The 21,839-nt window shown below is 70.2% G+C and carries 21 protein-coding genes and 1 tRNA gene; 8 read left to right on the top strand and 14 right to left on the bottom strand.

Annotated features, from left to right (window positions below; translation table 11 throughout):
• The 3 genes from ABD785_RS16290 to ABD785_RS16280 are packed head-to-tail and all read left to right on the top strand — an operon-like array spanning position 1 to position 1,408.
• The gene (locus ABD785_RS16290) at positions 1 to 660 is read left to right on the top strand and encodes a class E sortase (protein WP_344828860.1); all 660 of its coding nucleotides are present in this window, start codon (positions 1 to 3) and stop codon (positions 658 to 660) included.
• Positions 661 to 663: 3 nt separating this feature from the next.
• On the top strand, positions 664 to 828 hold the full coding sequence (locus ABD785_RS16285) for a hypothetical protein (protein WP_344828859.1): 165 nt from the start codon (positions 664 to 666) through the stop codon (positions 826 to 828).
• The gene (locus ABD785_RS16280; RefSeq protein ID WP_344828857.1) at positions 818 to 1,408 is read left to right on the top strand and encodes an anthranilate synthase component II; all 591 of its coding nucleotides are present in this window, start codon (positions 818 to 820) and stop codon (positions 1,406 to 1,408) included. Before ABD785_RS16285 ends, ABD785_RS16280 begins: the two co-directional genes overlap by 11 nt.
• Before the next feature lie 128 nt (positions 1,409 to 1,536).
• On the opposite strand, the gene ABD785_RS16275 is transcribed toward ABD785_RS16280, so the two are convergent.
• From ABD785_RS16275 to ABD785_RS16235, 9 genes are all read right to left on the bottom strand, one after another.
• Entirely contained in the window at positions 1,537 to 2,025 is a 489-nt protein-coding gene (locus ABD785_RS16275) for a hypothetical protein (RefSeq protein WP_344828855.1), read from the bottom strand.
• A 113-nt stretch (positions 2,026 to 2,138) separates the two neighbouring features.
• Positions 2,139 to 4,052, bottom strand: a complete 1,914-nt coding sequence (gene pknB / locus ABD785_RS16270) for a Stk1 family PASTA domain-containing Ser/Thr kinase (protein ID WP_344828853.1) — start codon at positions 4,050 to 4,052, stop codon at positions 2,139 to 2,141.
• A 22-nt stretch (positions 4,053 to 4,074) separates the two neighbouring features.
• Positions 4,075 to 5,244, bottom strand: a complete 1,170-nt coding sequence (locus tag ABD785_RS16265) for a serine/threonine-protein kinase (RefSeq protein WP_344828851.1) — start codon at positions 5,242 to 5,244, stop codon at positions 4,075 to 4,077.
• Positions 5,241 to 6,746 carry a peptidoglycan D,D-transpeptidase FtsI family protein gene (locus ABD785_RS16260; RefSeq protein ID WP_344828849.1) on the bottom strand — a complete coding sequence of 502 codons (1,506 nt, stop codon included), beginning with the start codon at positions 6,744 to 6,746 and terminating at the stop codon, positions 5,241 to 5,243. Before ABD785_RS16260 ends, ABD785_RS16265 begins: the two co-directional genes overlap by 4 nt.
• Complete coding sequence (locus ABD785_RS16255; protein WP_344828847.1) at positions 6,743 to 8,212, bottom strand: peptidoglycan D,D-transpeptidase FtsI family protein; 1,470 nt, start codon at positions 8,210 to 8,212, stop codon at positions 6,743 to 6,745. Before ABD785_RS16255 ends, ABD785_RS16260 begins: the two co-directional genes overlap by 4 nt.
• Positions 8,209 to 9,747, bottom strand: coding sequence for an FtsW/RodA/SpoVE family cell cycle protein (locus ABD785_RS16250; RefSeq protein ID WP_344828845.1), 1,539 nt, complete (start codon positions 9,745 to 9,747; stop codon positions 8,209 to 8,211). The genes ABD785_RS16255 and ABD785_RS16250 overlap by 4 nt, the downstream gene beginning before the upstream one ends.
• A gap of 8 nt (positions 9,748 to 9,755) precedes the next feature.
• A complete protein-coding gene (locus tag ABD785_RS16245; protein ID WP_344828843.1) occupies positions 9,756 to 11,441 on the bottom strand; it encodes a PP2C family protein-serine/threonine phosphatase in 1,686 nt (561 codons plus the stop codon).
• The gene (locus ABD785_RS16240) at positions 11,438 to 11,995 is read right to left on the bottom strand and encodes an FHA domain-containing protein FhaB/FipA (protein ID WP_344828841.1); all 558 of its coding nucleotides are present in this window, start codon (positions 11,993 to 11,995) and stop codon (positions 11,438 to 11,440) included. The genes ABD785_RS16245 and ABD785_RS16240 overlap by 4 nt, the downstream gene beginning before the upstream one ends.
• Before the next feature lie 9 nt (positions 11,996 to 12,004).
• Entirely contained in the window at positions 12,005 to 12,745 is a 741-nt protein-coding gene (locus ABD785_RS16235) for an FHA domain-containing protein (protein WP_344828839.1), read from the bottom strand.
• 162 nt (positions 12,746 to 12,907) lie between these two features.
• Between ABD785_RS16235 and ABD785_RS16230 the strand changes: the two genes are divergently transcribed.
• Positions 12,908 to 12,990 (top strand) — tRNA-Leu (locus ABD785_RS16230).
• Between the two features lie 263 nt (positions 12,991 to 13,253).
• Entirely contained in the window at positions 13,254 to 14,150 is an 897-nt protein-coding gene (locus tag ABD785_RS16225; protein ID WP_344828837.1) for a LysR family transcriptional regulator, read from the top strand.
• A 25-nt stretch (positions 14,151 to 14,175) separates the two neighbouring features.
• On the opposite strand, the gene ABD785_RS16220 is transcribed toward ABD785_RS16225, so the two are convergent.
• From ABD785_RS16220 to ABD785_RS16210, 3 genes are read right to left on the bottom strand one after another with little or no spacing between them, the layout of a single operon-like run.
• Entirely contained in the window at positions 14,176 to 14,814 is a 639-nt protein-coding gene (locus ABD785_RS16220; protein ID WP_344828834.1) for a LuxR C-terminal-related transcriptional regulator, read from the bottom strand.
• A complete protein-coding gene (locus ABD785_RS16215) occupies positions 14,778 to 16,007 on the bottom strand; it encodes a sensor histidine kinase (RefSeq protein WP_344828833.1) in 1,230 nt (409 codons plus the stop codon). Before ABD785_RS16215 ends, ABD785_RS16220 begins: the two co-directional genes overlap by 37 nt.
• 44 nt (positions 16,008 to 16,051) lie before the next feature.
• Positions 16,052 to 17,257 (bottom strand): APC family permease, encoded by a 1,206-nt coding sequence (locus ABD785_RS16210; protein ID WP_344828832.1) that lies wholly within the window; start codon positions 17,255 to 17,257, stop codon positions 16,052 to 16,054.
• A gap of 80 nt (positions 17,258 to 17,337) precedes the next feature.
• On the opposite strand from ABD785_RS16210, the gene ABD785_RS16205 reads away from it, so the two are divergent.
• Positions 17,338 to 17,793: an Lrp/AsnC family transcriptional regulator gene (locus ABD785_RS16205; RefSeq protein ID WP_344828831.1), complete on the top strand. Its 456-nt coding sequence runs from the start codon at positions 17,338 to 17,340 to the stop codon at positions 17,791 to 17,793.
• On the opposite strand, the gene ABD785_RS16200 is transcribed toward ABD785_RS16205, so the two are convergent.
• Positions 17,790 to 18,704, bottom strand: coding sequence for an EamA family transporter (locus tag ABD785_RS16200; RefSeq protein ID WP_344828830.1), 915 nt, complete (start codon positions 18,702 to 18,704; stop codon positions 17,790 to 17,792). The two genes, ABD785_RS16205 and ABD785_RS16200, sit on opposite strands and share 4 nt — an antisense overlap.
• 93 nt (positions 18,705 to 18,797) lie before the next feature.
• Between ABD785_RS16200 and ABD785_RS16195 the strand changes: the two genes are divergently transcribed.
• Complete coding sequence (locus ABD785_RS16195) at positions 18,798 to 19,292, top strand: MarR family winged helix-turn-helix transcriptional regulator (protein WP_344828829.1); 495 nt, start codon at positions 18,798 to 18,800, stop codon at positions 19,290 to 19,292.
• Positions 19,293 to 19,364: 72 nt separating this feature from the next.
• On the opposite strand, the gene ABD785_RS16190 is transcribed toward ABD785_RS16195, so the two are convergent.
• Positions 19,365 to 20,000 carry a TetR/AcrR family transcriptional regulator gene (locus ABD785_RS16190; RefSeq protein WP_344828828.1) on the bottom strand — a complete coding sequence of 212 codons (636 nt, stop codon included), beginning with the start codon at positions 19,998 to 20,000 and terminating at the stop codon, positions 19,365 to 19,367.
• A 106-nt stretch (positions 20,001 to 20,106) separates the two neighbouring features.
• Here ABD785_RS16190 and ABD785_RS16185 point away from each other — a divergent pair, with 106 nt between their 5' ends.
• Positions 20,107 to 21,801 carry a DHA2 family efflux MFS transporter permease subunit gene (locus ABD785_RS16185; RefSeq protein ID WP_344828826.1) on the top strand — a complete coding sequence of 565 codons (1,695 nt, stop codon included), beginning with the start codon at positions 20,107 to 20,109 and terminating at the stop codon, positions 21,799 to 21,801.
• Positions 21,802 to 21,839 lie beyond the last annotated feature (38 nt).

Raw genomic sequence — 21,839 nt, 5'->3', positions numbered from 1 at the left:
ATGATCCGTGGCCTCATCAGGGGCACCGGGGAGATCTGCATCACCTTCGGGCTTCTCCTGCTGTTCTTCGTCGCTTACGAGCTGTGGGGAACCGGCCAGTACACCCATGCCCAGCAGAACAGCCTGGCGAAGAAGCTGGACGAGGAGTGGGCGAAACCGGCCGCGAAGGGCCCGAAGGTCACGAGCGAGAAGATCAAACTCGGTGACGGCATCGCGATGATCCGGATTCCGCGGTTCGGGAAGAACACCAAGTTCGTGGTCGTCGAGGGCGTCACGGTGGCGGATCTGCGCAAGGGTCCCGGCCACTACCCGAAGACGGCGCTGCCGGGGCAGCTCGGCAACTTCGTGGTCTCGGGGCACCGCACCACCTACGGCGCCCCGTTCAACAAGGCCGCCGAGCTGCGGCAGGGCGACCAGATCCTCGTCGACACCCGCGACAAGCAGTACGTCTACAAGGTCACCGGGCATCAGATCGTCCAGCCGACCGAGCTCGACGTGATCGCCCCCGTTCCGTTCCACCCGGGCCGGCTGCCCTCCAAGAAGATGATCACGCTGACGACCTGCCACCCGAAGTACTCGGCGGCCCAGCGCTATATCGTCTTCGGTGAGCTGGTCAGCGAGGTCCCCAGAGTGACCGCTCCGAGCAAGAAAGCGGCTTGAGTCATGTATCTGTGGATCTGGCGCCACCTCCCGGCTAAGTCCCCCGCCGCCAAGGCCGCGATCACGGTCATCCTGATCGGGGTGATCGCCCTGGCGCTCTGGTACTTCGCGTTCCCGTGGCTGGAGCCGCGCATCAAGTTCGACCACGGCACCATCAATGAGGGCTAGGCGGGACTCCGCCGAGCGCGTTCTGGTCGTGGACAACCACGACAGCTTCGTCCACACGATCGTCCAGTACCTCAGGGAGCTGGGCGCCGACGTCACGGTCCTCGACCGGGCCGACACCCGCCTGAGCGACGCCGCACGGGCTCAGGGCGTCCTCATCAGCCCGGGCCCCGGCCATCCCGCCGACACCGGCGTCTGCCTCGACCTCGTCCACGAGGCGGCGGCGTCCTCCCGGCCGCTGCTCGGCGTGTGCCTCGGGCACCAGGCCATCGCCCACGCCCTCGGCGGCGAGGTCGTCCACGCCCCCGAGGTGGTGCACGGCTACACCAGCGAGATCCACCACTCGGGGGGAGGAATCTTCCACGGGCTCCCCACGCCCTTCAAGGCCACCCGCTACCACTCGCTGGCCGTCGACCCCTCGACGGTCCCCGCCGAGCTCGAGATCACCGCCACGACGGACGACGGCGTCATCATGGCCCTCCGCCACCGCGACGCCCCGATCGAGGGCGTCCAGTTCCACCCCGAGTCGATCCTCAGCGAGCACGGCCACCCGCTCCTGGCCTCCTGGCTGCGCGGGTTGTGAATTCTTCAACTGAATCCCAGGATCGTGTAACGCCGTTCCCCTTTCGGACGAAGACATGAGTGAGGGCTTCCGCCATCGCCCCCGAGTGGCGGAAGCCCTCTCTTCATGCCCGGAACAGGCGGGCGGGATCACCAGACGAGCGTGAGAGAGCCGCCGACCGGCAGCGCGTGCCAGCGTCCCGCGTGCTCCTCCAGCCGGGCCACGATCCGCTCGACCTCCGGCGGGATCCCCTGCGCCACCAGAGGGGCCGGCAGCGCGGCCGCGTGGCCGTGGCGGGCCTCCCACACGGGCAGGGCGATCCCCGCCAGCTCCTCGGAGCGCTCCATGTCGGCCTTGGCCCGCGCGGAGGACTTCACGCCCTTCGACTTGCGCCGCCGGGCGGCCTTGGCCCGTTCCGCGGGATCGGCCGCCCAGAACAGGCCGTCGTCGCCCGCGGCGAGCCGCCCGTAGACGCCGAGGGCGATCCCGGCCTCCGCCTCGACGAGGAAGTGCACCAGGTCGTGCGGCAGGTACGGATGCCCGCCGGGCCCGTTCCGGGGCGCCAGCGCGGCCCCGGTCTCGCGCTCCACGGCGATCTCGTAGCTGTTCCCGTGCCCTTTGGTGAAGGTGACCCGCATGTCCCGCACGTTAGGTGACCCCGGCGGGCACCGCATCCGGTTTTCCGGGCGGTCCCGGAACGACGGGAGCCCCCCGCCTCGATGAGGCGGGGGGCTCCCGATCGGCGGGTCCCCTACGGGAGGGGGAGGCCGCCGGGGTTCTCGCCGTCGCCCGGGTCGTCCGGGTTGTCGGTGACGGGAGGGGTCGTCGGCTGGGTCGGCGGCGGGGTGGTCTCCTCGCGCGCGATGTAGATCAGCAGGGTCTTGTTCTTCGCGATCTGCTGGTTGAAGTCCGGATTGGCCTTGAAGATCGTCCCCGGCTGGGTGTCGCCCTCGGGAGACATCGGGATGAAGGTGTACTTCGTGATCCCCGCCTCCTTGAGGAGCGGGATCGCCTGCTCCTTGGTCAGGCCGAGGAGCTGCGGGACCGTGGCGGTCTCGGGCGTCTTGGCGATGTTGACCTGGACGTCGCTGCCCTCGGGCACGGAGCCCGAGTTCGGCTTGAGCGAGATGACGGTGTTCGCCGGACGGTTGCCGCCGTCGACCTCGTGCGGGATCGGGTTGAGCTTCAGGTCCTGGAGCTGCTTCTGGACCTTCTCCCACTTCTGGCCGACCAGGCCGGTGGGGATGGTGACGTTCTTCTTCGCCGGGCCGATCGAGGTGAAGACGATGATCGAGTCACCGGCCTTGACCTGCGTGCCGGCGGCCGGATCGGTGCCGATGACGTTGTCCGCCTCGACCTCCGGGTCGTTCTTCTTCTTCTCGGTGACCTTCAGGCCGAGGCCGTCGAGCTCGTTCTGGACCTGGACGCTGTCCTTGTTCTTGTAGCTCTTGAGCGCGAAGGTGTCGCCCTTGTCGCCGCCGTTGTCCCCGCCGCTGCTCAGCACGTAGGCGAGCGTGGCGAAGAGGGCCACGACGACGACGCCCGCGAGCACCCACAGGCCGGCCTTCTGGGCCTTCTTGCCGGGCTCGTCGTAGTCGCCGCGCCGGGCGGTGCCCGTGGCTCCGCCGGGCGGACCGTACTGCGGCTGGTCGTCGTAGCGGACCGGAGGCAGGTCGTCGTAGCCGCCCTGGGCGGCGTAGGTGGCCGGCCCGACGTTCTGCTGGACCCGGGTCGGCCCCGGCACCTGCCCCATGACCTGGGTGCCCGCCACCGGCGGAGCGATCATGGTCGAGGTGGACTGGGAGGCGACCTGCATGCCCTGCATGGCGCGCTGGATGTCGGCGCGGAACTCCGACGCCGACTGGTAGCGGTGGGCCGGGTCCTTCGCCATCGCCTTCAGGACGATCCGGTCGGCCCACTGCGGGATCTCCGGGTCGAGCTGGGACGGCGGGATCGGCTCCTCCCGGACGTGCTGGTAGGCGATCGCCACCGGGGAGTCGCCCTGGAACGGCGGCCTGCCGGTCAGCAGTTCGTACAGGACGCAGCCGGTGGAGTACAGGTCGCTGCGGGCGTCGACGCGCTCACCGCGGGCCTGCTCGGGCGACAGGTACTGGGCCGTGCCGATCACCTGGGCGGTCGCCGTCATCGTGGCGGCCGAGTCCGACATCGCGCGGGCGATGCCGAAGTCCATGACCTTGACCTCGTGGCCGCGGGTCAGCATGACGTTCGCGGGCTTGATGTCGCGGTGGATGATCCCGCCGCGGTGGGAGTAGTCGAGGGCGCGCAGGATGCCGTCGGTGATCTCCAGGGCGCGCTCGGGACGCAGCCGCCGCTCCTGGCCGCCCTCGGGACGGATCAGCTCGCGCAGCGTGTGGCCCTCGATGTACTCCATGACGATGTACGGGATCGGCTGGCCGTCCATCTCGTCCTCGCCGGTGTCGTACACCGCGACGACGGACGGATGGTTCAACGAGGCCGCCGACTGGGCCTCCCGCCGGAACCTGGCCAGGAACGTGGGGTCGCGGGCGAGGTCGGCGCGCAGGGTCTTGATCGCGACGGTCCGGTCCAGACGCAGGTCGCGCGCACGGTACACCTCGGCCATGCCGCCGCGGCCGATGACCCCGCCGAGCTCGTAACGGCCGCCCAGCAGCCGAGGCTGTGTCATTTCGCTCTATCCCTCATCTGAGTCAAACCTTGTCATCCGAACCTAGCGCCCGTGGGGTAGTGCTAGCGGGATCCGGGGCCGGGTGAGACGGGGTTGCAGGAATTGTTACGGGCGCCGTGCGGCGCGGTTTCACCGGCACCACGCTGGGTTTACCCGTGCTCACGGGTTCACTCCCCGGTGTGACCGGTGTCTCGGTCGTCGTGCGTCGGTCATCACCGCTGAGGGTAGCGTCCGTGGGCTTGTGCACCAGTGCCGCCCCGGTCAGCACGCCGAGCACGGCCACTCCCGCCGTCAGGCACGTCAGGAGGGCCCTGGAGTGCCGTTCGGGGTCCAAAGGCCGCACGGGGGACTCCGGGAGCTCCTCGGTGGCCTCGCGCAGCGAGATCATCGCCTGCCGGAGGTCCTCGCACCGCTCCGCGACGTTCCCCGCAGATCCGGGACGCTCCAGCGGGTCCTTGCTCAGGAGCTGCTCGACCAGGGCCCTGGTGGCGTCCGGGACGTCCTCGGGCAGCGGTCCCGGGGGCTCCTGAAGATGCATGACGGCCACCGCGACCGGCGTCTCGGCGTCGAAGGGGACGGCTCCGGCCAGGCACTCGTAGGCGACGATTCCCAGCGAGTAGAGATCACTCGCGGTGCCGGCCGGCCGTCCGTCGGCCTGCTCGGGTGACACGTACTGGACGGTGCCCATGATCGTCCCGGTGGCGGTCAGGCGGCTGCTGGTGGCCGTCTGGGCGATGCCGAAGTCGGTGACCTTGAGGGTGCCGTCCTCGGTGATGAGGAGGTTGCCCGGCTTCACGTCGCGGTGCACGATCCCGGCGCGGTGCGCGTGCTCCAGGGCCCGTGCCGCCTGGCCGACCAGATCGAGTGTGGCCTCGGGGCGCAGGGTGCCGTTGCGGCGCAGGATCTCGGCCAGCGGATCGCCGGTGACCAGTTCCATCACCAGGTAGGCCAGGTCGCCGTCCTCGCCGAGGTCGTAGACCCGTGCGATGTTGGGGTGCAGGAGCATCGCCGCGATCCGCGCCTCGTCGCGGAACCGCTCGCGCGCCCCCGGATCGGCGACCAGCTCACGCCGCAGCACCTTGATCGCGACCTCGCGGTCCAGCATCTCGTCGGTGGCCCGCCAGACCTCGCCCATGCCGCCCGCCGCCAGCAGCGCGTGCAGGCGGTAGCGGTGGCCGAGGACGGTGGTCACTTCAGCAGCGAGTCCGTGATCGCGGCGGCGATGGGGCCGGCCGTGGTGGCGCCGAAGGAGCTGGTGTTGCCCTCGACGAAGACCGCGAAGCCGTACTTGGGGTCGTTCGCCGGGGCGAAGCCGATGAACCAGGCACCGCCGAAGGTGGCCGTGAGCTCGGTGGTGCCGGTCTTCCCCGCGATGTCGTGGCCCTGGAGGTTGGTCGCCGTGCCGGTCCTGACGACCTCCCGCATCATCTCCTGGAGCTCGTCGGCGGTGTCCCCGCTGATCGGCCTGCCCAGGGACTTGCGGTCGGCCTCCTGGATGACGTCGCCCTTGCGGGTCCTGACCTTCTCGACCAGGTAGGGCTTCATCATCGTGCCGCCGTTGCCGATGGCCGCCGCGACCATCGCCATCTGCAGCGGCGTCGCCTTGGTCTCGCCCTGCCCGAACGAGCCGCGCAGGATCTCGCCGTGGTCCTGCACGTTGTGCGGGTACTGCGAGGCGGGTGCGGCGAGGTCGGGCTCGATCTGGATCGGCTTGTAGAAGCCGAACCGCTCCGACTGCTCCTTGACGGCCGTGTTCCCCAGGATCGCGTCGTCGTCGCCGAGCTGGGCGTAGGTCGTGTTGCACGACTGCGCGAACGTCGCGATCAGCGGGCTGGCCGCCGAGGCGCAGATGCCGTTGCTGCCGTGGTTGCTGATCGGCTTGCGCGTGCCGGGCACCGGCAGGGTCGCGGGCGCGGGGACCGGCGAGTCCTTGGTGTTGCCCTTCTGCAGGAACGCCGCCGCGACGACCGTCTTGAACGACGATCCGGGCGGGAAGATCTCGCCGAAGGCCTTGTTGAGCAGCGGCGCCTTGGACTTCTGGGCGTCGAGCTTGTTGAGCGTCTCCTGGTCGGCGGGTGACTTGGCGATGTCGGCGACGGTGTTCGGGTCGAAGGACGGGAAGCTCGCCGCGACCTTGATCGCGCCGGACCTCACATCGATCACGACGGCCGCCGCGCGCCGCTGGCTGATCTGGAGCCGCTTGTAGGCGATCCGCTGGGCCCGGGCGTCGACCGTGGTCACGAGGTTCGCGCCCGTGGGCTTCTCGCCGGCGAACTGGTCGAGCCACTTGCCGACGCTCTGGCTCTTGTCGGTGCCGTTGAGATAGGAGTCGTAGGCGATCTCGAGGCCGCTGCGCTGGAGCGTCCCGGCGAAGAAGCCCGTCACCGGGACGAACGCGGCGCCGTCCTTGGCGTACCTGCGCTGGTACTTCGGCTTGTTGCCTCCTCCGACCGGGTCGGAGGAGGCCAGGACGACGCCGTCGGCCGAGAGGATGTCGCCCCGGTCGTACAGGAGGATCTGCCCGGACTTGCGGGTGTTCAGGGCGTCGTTCTGGAGCTTCTCGGCCTGCGAGCCCTGGATGTAGTTGATGTTGACCGCGAGGACTCCGAGCAGCCCGAGACCGACGACCGCGACCAGGCGCAGCTGCCTGTCCATGGTCGCGCCGCTGCGCGGGCCGGCGGAGAACTCCGTCACTTGTTCAGGAGGGCTTGGGTGATCTGGGCGGCGATCGGACCGGCGGTGCTGGCACCGAACTGGCCCTGGCGGCCCTCGATCTGGACGGCGAAGGCGTACTTGGGGTTGTTGGACGGGGCGAACCCGACGAACCAGAGGCCGCGCAGGGTCTCGGTGAGCTCGGCCGTTCCGGTCTTGCCGGCGATGTTCTGGCCGCCGACGCTGTCCCGGGCCGTGCCGTGGTCGACGACCGCGCGCATCATGTCCTGGAGGTCGCTGGCGCTGTCGCTGGAGAGCGGCTTGCTCATCGTCTTCTTGTCGACGCTGTAGATCTCGTCGCCCTTCTGGTTCTTGACGCTCTCGACCAGGTAGGGCTTCATCAGGTTGCCGCCGTTGGCGATCGCGGAGGCGACCATGGCCATCTGCAGCGTGGTGGTCTTGGTCTCGCCCTGCCCGAAGGAGGCGAAGTACTCCAGCGCGGTGTCCTGGTCGACGGGGTACTGGCTGGCCGGGGCCGACAGGTCCTCCTCGATCGGGATCTTCTCGTAGAAGCCGAAGTCCCGCGCGGTCTCGCCGACCTTCTCGTTGCCGAGCAGCGAGGTCGTGCCCATCAGGCCGAACGGGTTGTTGCAGGACTGGGCGAAGGCCTCGAGCAGCACGGTCGGGTTGCCGGAGCAGTCGTTCTTGACCGGCTGGCTGGCGCCGGGCGGCACCTGGGTCTCCGGCGAGGGGACCGTGCTGTTCTTGTTGTTGCCGTTCTGCAGGAACGACGCCGCGACGACCGCCTTGAACGACGACCCGGGCGGGAAGACCTCGCCGAACGCCTTGTTGATCAGCGGGGTGCCCTGCTTGTCGGCGTTCAGCTTGGTGAGGACCTTCTGGTCGTCCTCGGCCTTGTTGACGTTGGCGACGGTGTTCGGGTCGAACGACGGGAAGCTCGCCGCCACCTTGATCGCGCCGGTCTTGATGTCGATCACGATCGCGGAGGAGCGGCGCACGGTCTTCTGGATCGCCTGGTAGGCGACGCGCTGGGCCTTGGCGTCGATCGTGGTGATGACGTTGCTGCCGCTCGGCTTCTTGCCGGACAGCTGGTCGAGCCACTTGCCGACGTTCTGGCTCTTGTCCTTGCCGTCGAGGTAGGAGTCGTAGGCGACCTCGAGGCCGCTCTTCTGGAGCGTCCCGGCGAAGAAGCCGGTGACCGGGACGAACGCCTCCCCGTCCTGGACGTACTTGCGCTGGTACTTGGGCTTGTTGCTCTTGCTCAGCGGGTCGGAGAAGGCCAGGACGACGCCGTCGGCGGAGATGATGTCGCCCCGGTCGCGCAGGAAGATGTCCTGGAACTGGCGGGTGTTCAGGGCGTTCTTCTGGAGCTTCTCGGCCTGCGAGCCCTGGATGTAGTTGATGTTGATCGCCAGGACCCCGAGCAGCCCGAGGCCGACGATCGCGACCCGCCGGAGCTGCTTGTCCATGGTGTTGCCGTTGCTCATCGCGGACCCCCCAGATTCACGATCTGTGTCATTCCCTCGTCCTGGATGGCGACGGGGGCGGGCTTGCGCGCCTCGTGGCTGAGCCGGATCAGGATCGCGATGAGGATCCAGTTGGCCAGCAGCGAGGAGCCGCCCTGTGTAAGGAAGGGGGTGGTGAGTCCCGTGAACGGGATGAGCTTGGTGACGCCGCCGACGATGGCGAAGATCTGGAGGGCGAAGACGAAGGAGATGCCGCCCGCGAAGAGCTTGCTGAACTCGTCCTTGGTGCCGACCGCGATCTTCATGCCCCGCTCGACCAGGAGCGCGTACATCAGGAGCAGGGCCATGAGGCCGGTGAGGCCGATCTCCTCGCCGAACGAGGTGAAGATCTCGTCGGAGAACGCGAGGTCGTTCAGGTAGGGCTGGCCCTGGCCGAGCCCGGTGCCGAGGACGCCGCCCTGCCCCATCGCGAACATGCCCTTGAGGAGCTGGTCGCTGGTGGAGAAGTCGCCGCCCATCTTGAAGCACTCGCGCTGGGCGAACCCGACGCCCGCCATGTTCTTGATCTCGCCGCTGGGGAGCTTGCAGCCGCCGCCGAAGTAGGGCTCGGGGTTCAGCCAGATCTCGATGCGCTGGTTGACGTGCTCGAGCGGCCCGCCGATGACGTGGGCGCCGATGTAGAGCAGCAGCGCGCCGCCGATGAACATCGTCAGGCCGATGACGACCCAGGTGGCCTTGCCGGTCGCGATGTAGACCATGGCGACGAACAGGCCGAAGAACAGCAGCGCGGTGCCGAAGTCGTTCTCGACCGCGACGATCATCAACGCGAGGATCCAGAACAGCAGGATCGGGAACAGGTCGCGCGAGCGCGGCAGCTCCAGGGGGCCGACCTTCCGGCTGACCAGGGAGAGCGCGGCCCGCTTCTTCACCAGATAGGCCGCGAAGAAGGTGATGAACGCGAACTTGCAGAACTCGGCGGGCTGGATCGACAGGCCGGGGAGCTGGATCCAGATCTTGGAGCCGTTGATGCCGGGGAAGCCCAGCGGGGCCACCAGCAGGATCAGGCCGATCGCGCCGAGGGTGTAGTGGTAGCGCTGGAGGGCCTTGACCTCCTTGAGGAAGATCAGGGCGGCGATGAAGAGCGCGATCGACAGGACCGTCCACAGGAGCTGGCCCAGCACGTCGGCGCCGGCGCCGAACGGCTTGAAGGTCTCGCCCGGATGGCTCTGCTTGTACGCCTCGACGGCGGCCTGGAAGTCGTCGGCGGTGGTCTGGTCGATGCGGTAGATCATCGCCAGGCCGAGGCCGTTGAGCAGCATCGCGATCGGGAACAGGACCGGGTCCGCGTAGGGGGCGAACCGCTGGATCACATAGAACGCCACACCGGCGAGGGCCGCGATGGCCAGGCCGTAGGTGAACATCTGCGTGGGCAGGTGGCCGTCACGGACCAGGCCCACCTGGGCGAAGGCCGCGATCGTCACGATGATCGCGAAGATGAGCAGCCCCAGGGAGGCCGCCCGGCGTGGAGGGGCCGTCGGCGTGGCTACCGCGCTCAATGAAGGTCCTAACTCTTGGGCGGTTTCGGGCAACCGTTGACGCCCGGGTTGTCCTGGCAGTTGTCGGCGACGGACTTGAGCCTCTCCAGCTCACGGGTCGCCGTCTCCAGCGTGCTGAACGGCATGGCGCCCAGCTTGTCCCGGTCCTCGTTGGGGAGCGCGCGGGTGTCGACGCCGGGGAGCGGCTTGTCGTCGGCGGCCTTGCTCACCGGGATCTCGGTGCAGCCTTCCTGGCCGGCGCCCTTGACGATCACGGCGTTGTTCTCACGGTTCTGGATCGTGAAGACGCAGACGGACTTGCGGAGCTTGTCGATCTCCGCGGCGATGCCCTTCTTCGTGTCCGACTTGATCTTCTTCTTGACCCGGTCCTGCTGGGGCTTCGGCAGATCGTCGATGGCGATCTTCGGCTGGTCCTTGGCCTTGCCCGCGGGGCTGCCGAGCAGCGGGATGGTCCGGGTGGTCCCCTCGTACAGGGCGACCTCCTTGCCGTCCTGCGCCAGGTAGAAGCCGCTGTTGAAGCTCTTGTAGCCGAAGTAGCCGGCGCCGATCACCAGCAGGCCGACCACGCCGACCGCGCCGAGCAGCAGCGGGCCCTTGGTGCCGCGGCTCCTGCCGCCGCCGCCCGGACGGGGCGGAAGCTGCTGAGGGCCGGTGCCGTGACCGGGAGGCGGGGCGACGGGCGGCGCTCCCTGGAACTGCTGGGGCTCGCCGTAGTCCGCGAACTCCTGCTGGTAGGGGCCCTGGTCGCCCGGGTAGGGGGCGGGCGCGGGCGGCGGCACGTAGTCGGAGTTGCCGAGCTGGAGGGGGGGCTGCGGCAGGGTGTCGCGGATGTGGTCGCGGGCCCGCAGCGCCGGGGAGTCGGCCTGGAGCGGGCCGGGAGCGCCGGCCGCGGCCGCCTCCTGGGCCTTGCTCGCGGCGGCGCCGGCCAGGACCTGACGGCCCTCGGCGGGCGGGGTCTCGTCCAGGTTGATCACGTCGGCCACGACACAGGTGATGTTGTCGGGGCCGCCGCCGCGGTTGGCCAGGTCGATGAGCTGGCGGATGGCCTGCTCGGGATCCGGCTGGGCGGTGAGGACCTGGTGGATCGTCTCGGCGCTGACCACGCCCGACAGGCCGTCCGAGCAGAGCAGGTAACGGTCGCCGACCTGGGCCTCGCGCAGCGACAGGTCCGGTTCGACCTCGCTGCGGCCGTCGAGGGCGCGCAGCAGCAGGGAACGCTGCGGGTGGGTCGCGGCGTCGTCGAGGCTGATCCGGCCCTCGTCGACCAGCGACTGCACCAGCGTGTGGTCGTGCGTGATCTGGAAGAGCTCGCCGTTGCGCAGCAGGTAGGCGCGCGAGTCGCCGATGTGGACGAGCGCGACCTGGCTGCCCGACCACAGCATGGCCGTCAGGGTGGTGCCCATGCCCTGGAGCGACGGATCGCCCTCGACCCGGTGGCGCAGCGCCTCGTTGGCGGCGCGCACCGAGTGCTCCAGCGCGACCAGGAGCTGGTCGGCGGGCACGTCGGTGTCGAGCTTGCGCAGCGTCTCGATCGCCTCGGCGCTCGCGATCTCGCCTCCGACATGGCCCCCCATGCCATCGGCGACGGCCAGCAGCCGCGCCCCCGCGACCGCCGAATCCTCGTTGCCCTCACGGAGCATGCCGACATCGGAGCGGGCGGCATAACGGATGCCGATACGTGGTTGTGTGCTCATTTGCGCAGCTCGATTACGGTCTTGCCGATACGCACCGGGACGCCGACAGGGAGTTGGGTGGGCTGGGTCACCTTGGCCCGGCCCAGGAAAGTGCCGTTGGTCGAGTTCAGGTCCTCCACGACCCACACACCTTGCTGGTTGTGGATGCGGGCGTGCCGGCTCGACGCGTAGTCATCGGTCACCACCAGAGTCGAGTCGGGTGCCCGGCCGATCGTGATCGGCCCCGACGTCGCGAGGTCGATGGTGGTTCCTTGGAGGGGGCCCTCGACGACCAGGAGGGTGGTCGGCGCGGCCGAGGCCTGCTGCTGGACGGGGGCCTGCTGCTGGTGGGGGGCCTGCCGTTCGCCACGGGGCGTCGCGGGAGAGGTCTCCGACGTCCGGGGGGAACGGGCGTTCGCACGCTGCCGGGGCTGGCGCGGGGGCCGTGAGGCCGCGCGCTCGGCGGCCCGCGAACCGAACAGGTCGGCGCGGATCACGCCCACCGCGGCGATGACGAAGAGCCATAGGACCGCGAGGAATGCGATCTTGATGAGCGTCAGGGTGATCGGGGTCATCGAGGGGTGCTACTCCCGGTCGCGGCGGAACACGAGGTTGGTCCGGCCGATCGTGATGCGGGTGCCGTCGATGAGAGTGACTCGCCGGATCGGCTGACCGTTCACGAAACTGCCGTTGGTAGACCCTAGATCCACGAGGGCGATTTCGGGACCTTCTACGCGGATCTCTGCGTGATGGCGTGAAACTCCCGGGTCGACCAGACGCAGATCACAGTCCGTTCCGCGGCCCAGGAGCGTGACGGGCGTGGTGATGTCGTAGGACTGGCGCTGGCCGTCCCCCGTCGTCACGTCCAGCCTCGGGCGTCCGGGGAAGACGCTCGGACGGCCCGCCGGCTGGTCGCTGACCGGCCTGCGGATCTCGCCGCCCTCGATCGTGGAACCCCGGACGACGCCCGACCTGATCCGGAACATGCCCGTCCCGAGGTCCTGCGCCGGCTCGAACCGCACCCGCACGGGGCCGACGAACGAGAAACCCTGTTCCTTCGCGTACTCCCTGGCCAGATTCGCCAGTTCCTGGCTCAAGCTGTCGGCGTAAACCTCGAGCCGCTGCCCGTCCGGATGCGAAATCTCCACCACGAAGTCGTTCGGGACGAGCGTGCGGCCTTGTGCGACGATCGCGGCCCGCTCGTCCATCTCCCGCTGGACGGCGCTCGCCACCTCCACCGGCTGCAGCTCTGACTTGAACGCCCGTGCGAAGGCACCCTCGACCATGCCCTCAAGTCGACGTTCGAAGCGTTGTAGGACGCCCACTGGGCACCTCCTCTCCCTGCTCGTCAGACGATCGTATCTGCGGACTGGTTCGGTCCCGGTCCTCGTTTCCAAACCACCGAGTGACCCGTGCTAATCTTTTCAAGCGCCGCCAAGCACAGCGTGTCACCCGAAAGGATGACTTGCTGAGCTGGGCAGTCACTCGGGCGAGTGGCGGAACGGCAGACGCGCACGGTTCAGGTCCGTGTGCCCGAAAGGGTGTGAGGGTTCAAATCCCTCCTCGCCCACCGAAGGCAAGCCGCCTTCGACCCACGCAAGCGTGGAGTCGGAGGCGGCTTTCGCGTTTCCGGAGAGTTTGGCAGGGCGCAGCCAAGATCGGGTGCCTTGTGGGGACATGGCTCTACTTTGACGGGGTGGAGCGGGTTCGCGCCAGGGGGTGGCGGGGTGACCGGTGTCCTGATCTTGCCGGGACCTTGGCGGGTTGGGCGGGGTTGTGAGCCGGGGAATCTGATCGACTGCTGGTTTCCGCAGGGGGAACCGGGAGGGTGGGTTGAACGGGCTCGATCTGAATCTGCTGGTGGCGCTGGACGCTCTGCTCGAGGAGGGCGGGGTCACACCGGCCGCCCGGCGTCTGGGGGTCTCGCCGCCGGTCATGAGCCGGACGCTCGGGCGGATCAGGGAGGCGGTCGACGACCCGATCCTCGTCCGGTCGGGGCACCGGATGATCCCCACGCCACGGGCCCTGGAGCTGCGCGGGGACGTGCGGAAGGTCGTCAGGTACGGGCGGGCTCTGCTCCAGCCGGAACAGGGGCCGGATCCGGCGGCGATGCTGCGCCGGTTCACGCTCCGGATCGACGAGATGCTCCTGGCGGGGCTGGCCTCGCCCCTGGTGGACGGGCTGCGGGCCGAGGCGCCCGGGGTGTCGCTGTGCTTCCGGTCGGACGAGCTCGTCGGGACCTCGGCGCTGCGGGACGGGCGGGTCGATCTCGAACTCGGGGTGATCGCGCACGCCGATCCGTCGACCCGGGTGGAGCCGCTGCTGACCGGGCGGCTGATCGGGGTGGTGCGGGAGGGGCATCCGCTGAGTGAGGTGGTCGTCACCAAGAAGCGGTACGCGGCCGCCGACCATGTGGCGGTCTCGCGGACGGGGCGGGCCCACGGGGAGATCGACGATCTTCTCGCCGAGAGCGGCCTGAGCCGGAACGTCGTCGCCGTGCTGCCGGGCTACACCGCGGGCCTGTTCATGGCCAGGGAGTCCGACGTGGTCTGCCCGTTCCCCTCGATGCTCGCCCCCTGGACGCCGCGGCTGCTGGGCCTGCACACCTTCGATCTTCCGGTCGAGCCGCCCGAGCTGGCCGTCTCGATGGCCTGGCATCCGCGCCACGACAAGGACGCCGCGCACCGGTGGCTGCGGGACCGGGTGGCCCGGCTCGTGCTGCGGAACTGACCGCCGAGGGGACCGAGAGCCGTGCTCAGGCGTCGAGGTGGGCCAGGACGGCCAGGACGCGGCGGTTGTCGTCGTCGGAGGGCGGCAGGTCGAGCTTGGTGAAGATGTTCGAGGTGTGCTTGGTGACCGCCCGCTCCGTGATGACCAGGCGCTGGGCGATGGCGGCGTTGGAGCGGCCCTCGGCCATGAGCGCCAGCACCTCGGACTCGCGCGGCGTCAGCCGGTCGGTGCCGGAACCGCCGCGGGTGATCAGCCGGGAGACGACCTCGGGATCGAGGGCGGTGCCGCCGGCGGCGACCCGCTCGACGGCGTCGAGGAACTGGGCGGTGTCGAAGACGCGGTCCTTCAGCAGGTAGCCGACCCCGCCTCCGCCGTCGGCGAGGAGTTCGCGGGCGTAGAGCTGCTCGACGTACTGGCTGAGGATGAGGACGGGAAGGCCGGGGACGGTCCTGCGGGCCTCGATCGTCGCGCGAAGACCCTCGTCGGTCTGGGTGGGCGGCATCCGGACGTCCACGACGGCGACGTCGGGGCGGTGCTCCAGGAGGGCTTCGAGCAGGTCGGGGCCCGTGCCGACGGCGGCCACGATGGTGTGGCCGCCGGCGGTGAGCAGGCTGACGAGGCCGTCCCTCAGGAGGACGAGGTCTTCTGCGATGACAACGCGCACGGGATCTCCATGGTGACGGCGGTGGGCCCGCCGATCGGGCTGGACAGGGTCAGGGATCCGTCGAAGGCCGCGAGGCGCTTCTGCACCCCGAGCAGGCCGGTGCCGAAGCGGGCGCCGCCCCGGCCGTCGTCCCTGACGATCACTCGGAGCAGGTCGTCGTCGTGCTCGAAGCCGATCAGGACCTCGGTGGCCGAGGAGTGCTTGGCCGCGTTGGCGAGGAGCTCGGTGACGGTGAAGTAGACGGCCGACTCGATCGGCGGGGACGGGCGGCCGTCCAGGTCGGTGATCACCTCGACGGGCAGGCCGCTGTCGAGGGCGAGGGCCCGGACGGCGTCCACGAGGCCCCGGTCGGACAGGACGGGCGGATGGATGCCGCGGACCAGGTCGCGGAGCTCGGCCAGCGCCTGGGACGAGCTCTGCCGGAGGTCGGCGAGGATCTTGCGGGCGGCGTCGGGGTCGGATTCGAGGAGGCGTTCGGCGGCCCCGAGGTGCATGCCCATGGCGACGAGCCGGGCCTGGGCGCCGTCGTGCAGGTCGCGTTCGATCCGGCGGAGCTCGGCGGCCTGGGCGTCGATGACCTCGCCGCGGCTGTGCTCGAGGTGCCTGATCCGCTGGTTCGGGTCGGGGGCCAGGAGGGCGCGCGTCCAGCGGGCGTGGGCCGTCCACAGGCTGGGGGCGGCCAGGTACCCGGCGGCGATCAGCAGGAGCCCGAGCGGGATGGTGAGCAGGGAGCGCGAGCCCTGGACGTGCAGGAACAGGTACCAGTCGTCGTAGCCCTGCTGGAGGAGACGGTCCCAGAAGAAGGGCAGGAGCAGGCCCCAGACGCCCTCCAGCAGCAGCGCGGCGGGCAGCAGCACGAGCAGGCCGCCGACGACCGGGTCGGCGAACCACCAGATCAGGTCGCGCCAGGTCGCCGGGTCGGTGAGGATCCAGCGGGCCCGCTGGAGGGTTCCGTCGCCGGGCGGGGCGGGCCGGTAGGGGCTGGCCACCGGCGTGCCGGTGGCGCGGCCGGCGAGCTCGCGGTGGTGCTCGGCGGAGCGGCGCAGCAGGTCGGTCAGCGGCGGCAGGAGGGCGAGGCCGACGCCCAGCGGGACGGCCGCGAGGGCCGTCAGCCAGAGGGCCGCCAGGACCAGGACCAGAAGCTTCTGCCAGTACAGGAGGAACCCCTGCCAGGCGATGTTCAGGCGGAACATGCGCGGACTCCTTGCGATGGGGGGAGGAACGCCTCCAAGTCTGATCATTCTGCTCGGGGTTCGCAGGAGACCGAACCCCCGGAAACCAGGGTGTACTCAGCTACACCCCCCACGGCCACGGCGAGGAGCGCGGGCACCAGGAGGTAGGGGCCGCAGCAGAGCAGGCCCACCGCCGAGGCCACCGTGGCGATCATGGCGGTGCGGCTCGGCAGCAGCCGGACCGCGGCCGCCACCCCTGCGGTCGTGACGGCCGCGAGGCAGGCCGCGGTGGCGCGCATCAGCGGGTCGAGCCCGATGTCCCACAGCGCCACCGGGACGGCCGCGACGGCCATCAGCGCGGCGATCAGGAGCAGGCTGCGGTGCAGGTCGGTGAAGACACGGGGCAGGAGGCGGTCGCGGGCCAGCGCGGTCCCGAGGCGGGCCGCCCCTGCGATGTAGGTGTTGATGGCGCCGAAGGTCAGGAAGAGGGCCGCGACGGCCGTGACCGGGGCCGCGGCACGGCCGAGGACGGGGGTGAGGAGGTCGGTGACCGTGGACGCGCCGAACCCCGTCGTGGTGACCGCGAGCCCGAGGTAGAGCAGGCCGACCACGGTCAGCGCGGCGAGCGTGGCGCGGCGGATCCCGGTCAGCTCGGCGGACAGATGGGTGGCCGCCTCCCAGCCGACGAAGGCGAAGAACAGCACCCCCGCCGCGTGGGCGACGCCGAGGGCGCCGTGCGGGGCGAACGGGGTGAACCGGTCGGCGCGCAGGTGCGGGGCGGCCGTGATCACCGCGGTGGCCAGCAGGAGGACCAGCAGCGAGACCAGGCCGAGCTGGATCCGCCCCGACGTCCTGAGGCCTAGGGCGTTCGTCGCGACGGCCGCGGCCAGCAGGCCGAAGGCGACGATCCGGGCGTCCACGTGCAGGGTCGCGGCCACGTACTCCCCGCCGACGAGCGCCCCCGCGAGCGTCCCGACCGGGACCGAGCCGAAGAACCACCAGCCGACGACCGCGGAGGCGCGCGGGCCGAAGGCCAGGGCCGTGAAGGCCGCGACGCCTCCGCTGCCCGGATGCCGCACGCCGAGGGCGGCGAAGGTGAGCGCGACGGGGACGCTGAGCAGCAGCAGGCCCGCCCAGGCGAGGATCGAGGCGGGTCCGGCGGCGTCGGAGGCGAGGCGGGGCAGCACCAGGGTGCCGGGGCCGAGCACCGCGCCGATCAGCAGAGCGGTCCCCTGACCGAAGTTCAGGCGACCGTTGTTCAGGGAGGTCATGCTTTCGGACGGTAGACAAACGTTCGGTCAGAATCGGCTCTCACCGAACGTTCGGCCGGAATTCGGGACAGAATGGGCCCGTGGACGAACTTGATTCGGAGATCATCCGGCTTCTCCAGACGGATGCGCGGCAGTCGAACCGGGAACTGGCCCGCAAGCTGGGCGTCGCGCCGTCGACCTGCCTGGAGCGGGTGCGGGCGCTGACCAGGCGGGGCGTGATCCGCGGCTACCACGCCGACATCGATCCCGCCGCGCTCAACCGGCAGACCCAGGCGCTGGTCTCGGTGCAGGTCAGGCCGCTGAGCCGGGAGGTGATCACCCGGTTCGAGCGGTCGGCGGCGGCGATGCCCGAGGTGCTGAGCGTGTTCGTGCTGGCGGGCGGCGACGACTTCCTGCTGCACGTCGCCGTCCGTGACATGGACCAGCTCCACGCGTTCCTGCTGGACCGGCTCTCCCAGCGCCGGGAGATCACCGGGTTCAAGACCTCGATGGTCTTCCAGCAGATGCGGAACGCGGTGCCGTCCCGGTTGGACTAGGGCGTGGCGGTGGCCCGGGCCTGGGCGCGCTGGCCGGCGATGAGGGCGCCGAAGGCGATGACGAAGCCGATCATCTGGCCGGTGGTGAGGGTCTCGTTGAGGACGACCAGGCCCGCGGTGGTGGCGACCAGCGGGTTGGTGAGGCCGAGCAGCGAGACCGAGGTGGCGGGGAGCCGCTCGATGCCCCGGAACCACAGGGCGTAGGCCAGGGCGGTGCCGACCGAGCCCATGAAGGTGAAGCCGAGGATGTTCTCGCCGGTCAGCGCGGGTGGCAGCCCCTCGGTGGCCAGGGTCAGCGGCACCAGGATCAGCCCGCCGAGGCTGAGCTGCCAGCCCGTGAAGGCCAGCAGGCTGGTGCCCTCGGGCCGTCCCCACTTCTTGCCCAGCACGACCCCGAGCGCCATCAGCGACAGGGCCAGCAGCATCGCGGCCACGCCGAGCGGGTCGATGGCGGCCTCGGAGCTGAGCGTCATGAGGCCGACGCCGCCCGTGCCGACCAGGGCGGCGGCCAGGGTCCTGCCGCTGGGCCTGACGTGCAGGGCGAGGTAGGCGAAGAACGCGACGGCCAGCGGCTGGACCGCGCCGAGCGTCGAGGCGACCCCGCCCGGCAGCCGGTAGGCGGCGAAGAACAGCAGCGGGAAGAACGCCCCGAAGTTCAGCAGCGCGAGCACCAGCGTGCGCGGCCACCAGATCCCGCGCGGCAGCGACCGGGTGAAGGCGAGCAGCACGAGCCCGGCGGGCAGGGCGCGCAGCGCGGCGGCCAGCATCGGGCGGTCCGGCGGCAGCAGGGTCGCGGTGACGACGTAGGTGGTGCCCCAGGACATGGGGGCCAGGGCGGTGAGGGCGAGATCGCGGAGGAGCCCGCCACCGGGGGCGGTGGCGGTCGGCCTGGGCTGGGTCAGAACGGCCATGATTTTCCCTCAACGTTGATTAAGCGAATATTGAGATAATCGCTCGGGGCCGAGGCGATGTCAAGTAGTTCAACGTTGAGATATTCTCCGCGCATGGACGACGCCGTGGACCGGATGATGGAGCAGTGGCGGACGGTCCGGCCGGAGCTGGATCCGTCGCCGATGGGGGTCTTCGGGCGGATCTCGCGGCTGAACAGGCTGCTGGAGAAGCACATCAACTCCTACTTCGGGCTCTTCGGGCTCGAGTTCTGGGAGTTCGACATGCTCGCGACGCTGCGCAGGGCCGGTGACGACGGCGAGCTGACGGCGGGAGCGCTGCTCAAGGCGTCGATGGTGACGTCGGGGGCGATCACCAACCGGATCGACCGGCTGGAGCGCAAGGGCCTGGTCGAGCGGCGGCAGGATCCGGCGGACCGGCGTTCGGTCCGGGTGAGCCTCACCGCGGAGGGGGGCCGGCTGATCGACGAGATGATGGCGGGCCACTTCGCCAACGAGAACCGGGTCCTCGAGGCGCTGGAGGACCCGGCGGTGCTGGCCGGGGAGCTGCGCAAGCTGCTGATCTCGCTCGGCGACACCTCGCTCGGCTGACTTCTCCCCAGGGCCCGGCGGCGTTTTCCACAGGCCGTCCACAGAACTTGTCCACAGGTTGTGGATAGAGGGCTATGCGGGGCCGAACGCCAGGCGGATGAAGGTCTCCACGTGGTCGAGGGCGCGTCGCCTGGCCGCTTCGAGGACCTCAGGGGGCGTTCCCGCGTGGAACCACAGGACCCGGCACATGCCGATGGGTGAGAGCAGGGCGAAGGCCAGGGCGTCGGGTTCGAGCCCGGCGGGGAGGCGGCCCTCCTCGGCCCAGCGCGCGAAGAACCCGGCGAGGACCTCGTTGGTCTCCCGGACGCCGTTGGCGAGGGCGGGATCCTGGCTGAGGCCGTCGCGGCCCATGAACGACATGAACTTGAGCGACTCGGGAGCCGTCCAGGCGTCGATGACCCGGTGGGCGATCGCCCGGACGAACGCGGGCGGATCGGTCGCGACGAGGTCCTGGTCGACGGTGGCGAAGAGCGCGTGCGCGCCCGGGGGGCCCATCTGGGCCAGGGCCGCCTCGAAGATCGCGTGCTTGCTCTCGAAGTGGGCGTAGAGGACCGACTCGCTGAGCCCGACCTGGCGGGCGATCGCGCGGATCGAGGTGCCGGCGTAGCCGTGCCGGGAGAACAGGTCCATGGCGGCCTCGAGCAGGAGCGCCTTGGTGTCGCCGGCGTCCTCCTTGCGGGGGCGCCCGCGTCTGCGGGTCTCGGTCATGCCCCTTATCTAAGCACGTGATTATTTTTTCTCGGCCGTCCGTCTTGTAAATAATCGAACGCTCGATTAGTTTCTGAGGCATCCCCCCACAGAAGGGACGGCAACCATGAACGTCGTCACCGAAACCCCGAAGAAGAAGCGGGAGACCAGCCCCTGGGCGGTCCTCGCGATCACACTCTCCGCCGTGTTCATGCAGCTCCTGGACACGACGATCACGATGGTCGGGGTCCCGTCCATCCAGGCCGACCTCGGCGCGTCCTATGGGCAGATCCAGCTCGTCGTCGCCGGGTACACGCTGGCCTTCGCCTCGGTCCTCGTGCTCGGCGGGCGGCTCGGCGACACCTACGGCCGCCGCCGGATGTTCCTGGCCGGGATGCTCGGCTTCACCCTCGCGTCCGCCCTGTGCGGCGCGGCGCCGGACGCGATCACCCTGATCGCCGCACGGGTGCTCCAGGGCCTGACATCAGGGCTGATGTTCCCGCAGGTCCTGGGCATCCTCCAGGTCATGTTCGGGCCCGCCCAGCGGGCGAAGGCCCTGGCCATGTACGGCGCCACCGTCGGGCTCGCGACCGTCCTCGGGCCGGTCACCGGCGGCGCGCTCATCGACGCCGACCTGTTCGGATCCGGCTGGCGGTCGATCTTCTACATCAACCTGCCCGTCGGGATCCTGGCCCTGGCCCTGGGCCTGCGGATGATCCCCGAATCGCGGGCCGCCAAGGCCTCCCGCCTCGACGTCCGGGGCGCGGTGCTGCTGACCGCCGGGCTGTTCCTGCTGGTCATGCCGATGGTCGTCGGACGCGACCAGGGCTGGCCCGCCTGGGCCTGGATCTGCATGGCGGTCAGCCCGCTGGTCCTCGCCGTCTTCGTCCGGGCCGAGCGTCGGCACTCCGCCCCGCTGGTCGACCTGAAGCTGTTCCGGCAGAAGCCGTTCACCCTCGGCCTGGCCGCGTCGCTGGTCTTCTTCACCGGGATCCCGTCCTTCTTCATGATCCTGGTGATCCTGCTCCAGACCGGTCTCGGCTACAGCCCGGTCAAAGCGGGCACCGTCACCCTCGGGTTCGCCCTGGCCATGGCGGTCGGATCGGCCCGGTCGGCCGCGGTGGCCCAGAAGCTGGGCACCCGGATCCTGGTGCTCGGCGCGGCGCTGATGCTGGTCGGCCAGGCCGCGGTCATGGCCGTCCTGTACGGCACCGGCACCTCGCTGAGCGGCTGGCACCTGGTCGTCCCGATGTTCGTCGCGGGGCTCGGCGGCGGGCTGTTCCTGGCCCCGCTGACCCATGTGGTCCTCGCCGGGATCCGATCGGACGACGCGGGCTCCGCCTCGGGAGTGCTCGCCACCGCCCAGCAGGTCGGCGCGGCCCTCGGGGTCGCGGTGGTCGGGGTCGTCTTCTTCGGCCTGATCGGCGCCAACGCGGCGGGCTCGTCGGCCGCCGCGACGCCGCAGCTCAGGGCCTCGCTGGTCGCGGCCGGTCTGCCCACCGAGGCGCAGGACCGGGTGGTCGAGGGGTTCGAGACCTGCTTCGACGACCAGGCCCACGCCGAGGACCCGGCCGAGACCCCGGAGAGCTGCAAGGCCGTCGCCGCCGAGGTCGCCGCCTCCCCCGCCGCCCCCGAGGTGAAGGCGAAGGTCGCCGCCGCCGTTCAGGACGTCGCCGTGCCGCACGCCCGGCTCGACGACTTCAACCGGTCGATGCGCGGCTCGCTCTGGTGGCACCTCGCGGTCTTCGCCACCGCGCTCGCCCTGGTCAGCAGGCTTCCGAAGGTCGAACTCGCCGAGGGGCACGGAGCGGGAGCCGCATGACGATCACCGGTTCGAGGTGGTGAGGACGGTCCCCCCCG

The sequence above is a fragment of the Actinocorallia longicatena genome (assembly GCF_039534125.1).
GTDB lineage: Bacteria > Actinomycetota > Actinomycetes > Streptosporangiales > Streptosporangiaceae > Actinocorallia > Actinocorallia longicatena.
Note: the sequence above shows the minus strand (reverse complement) of the source record. Positions and strands in the feature narration are given on the sequence as shown.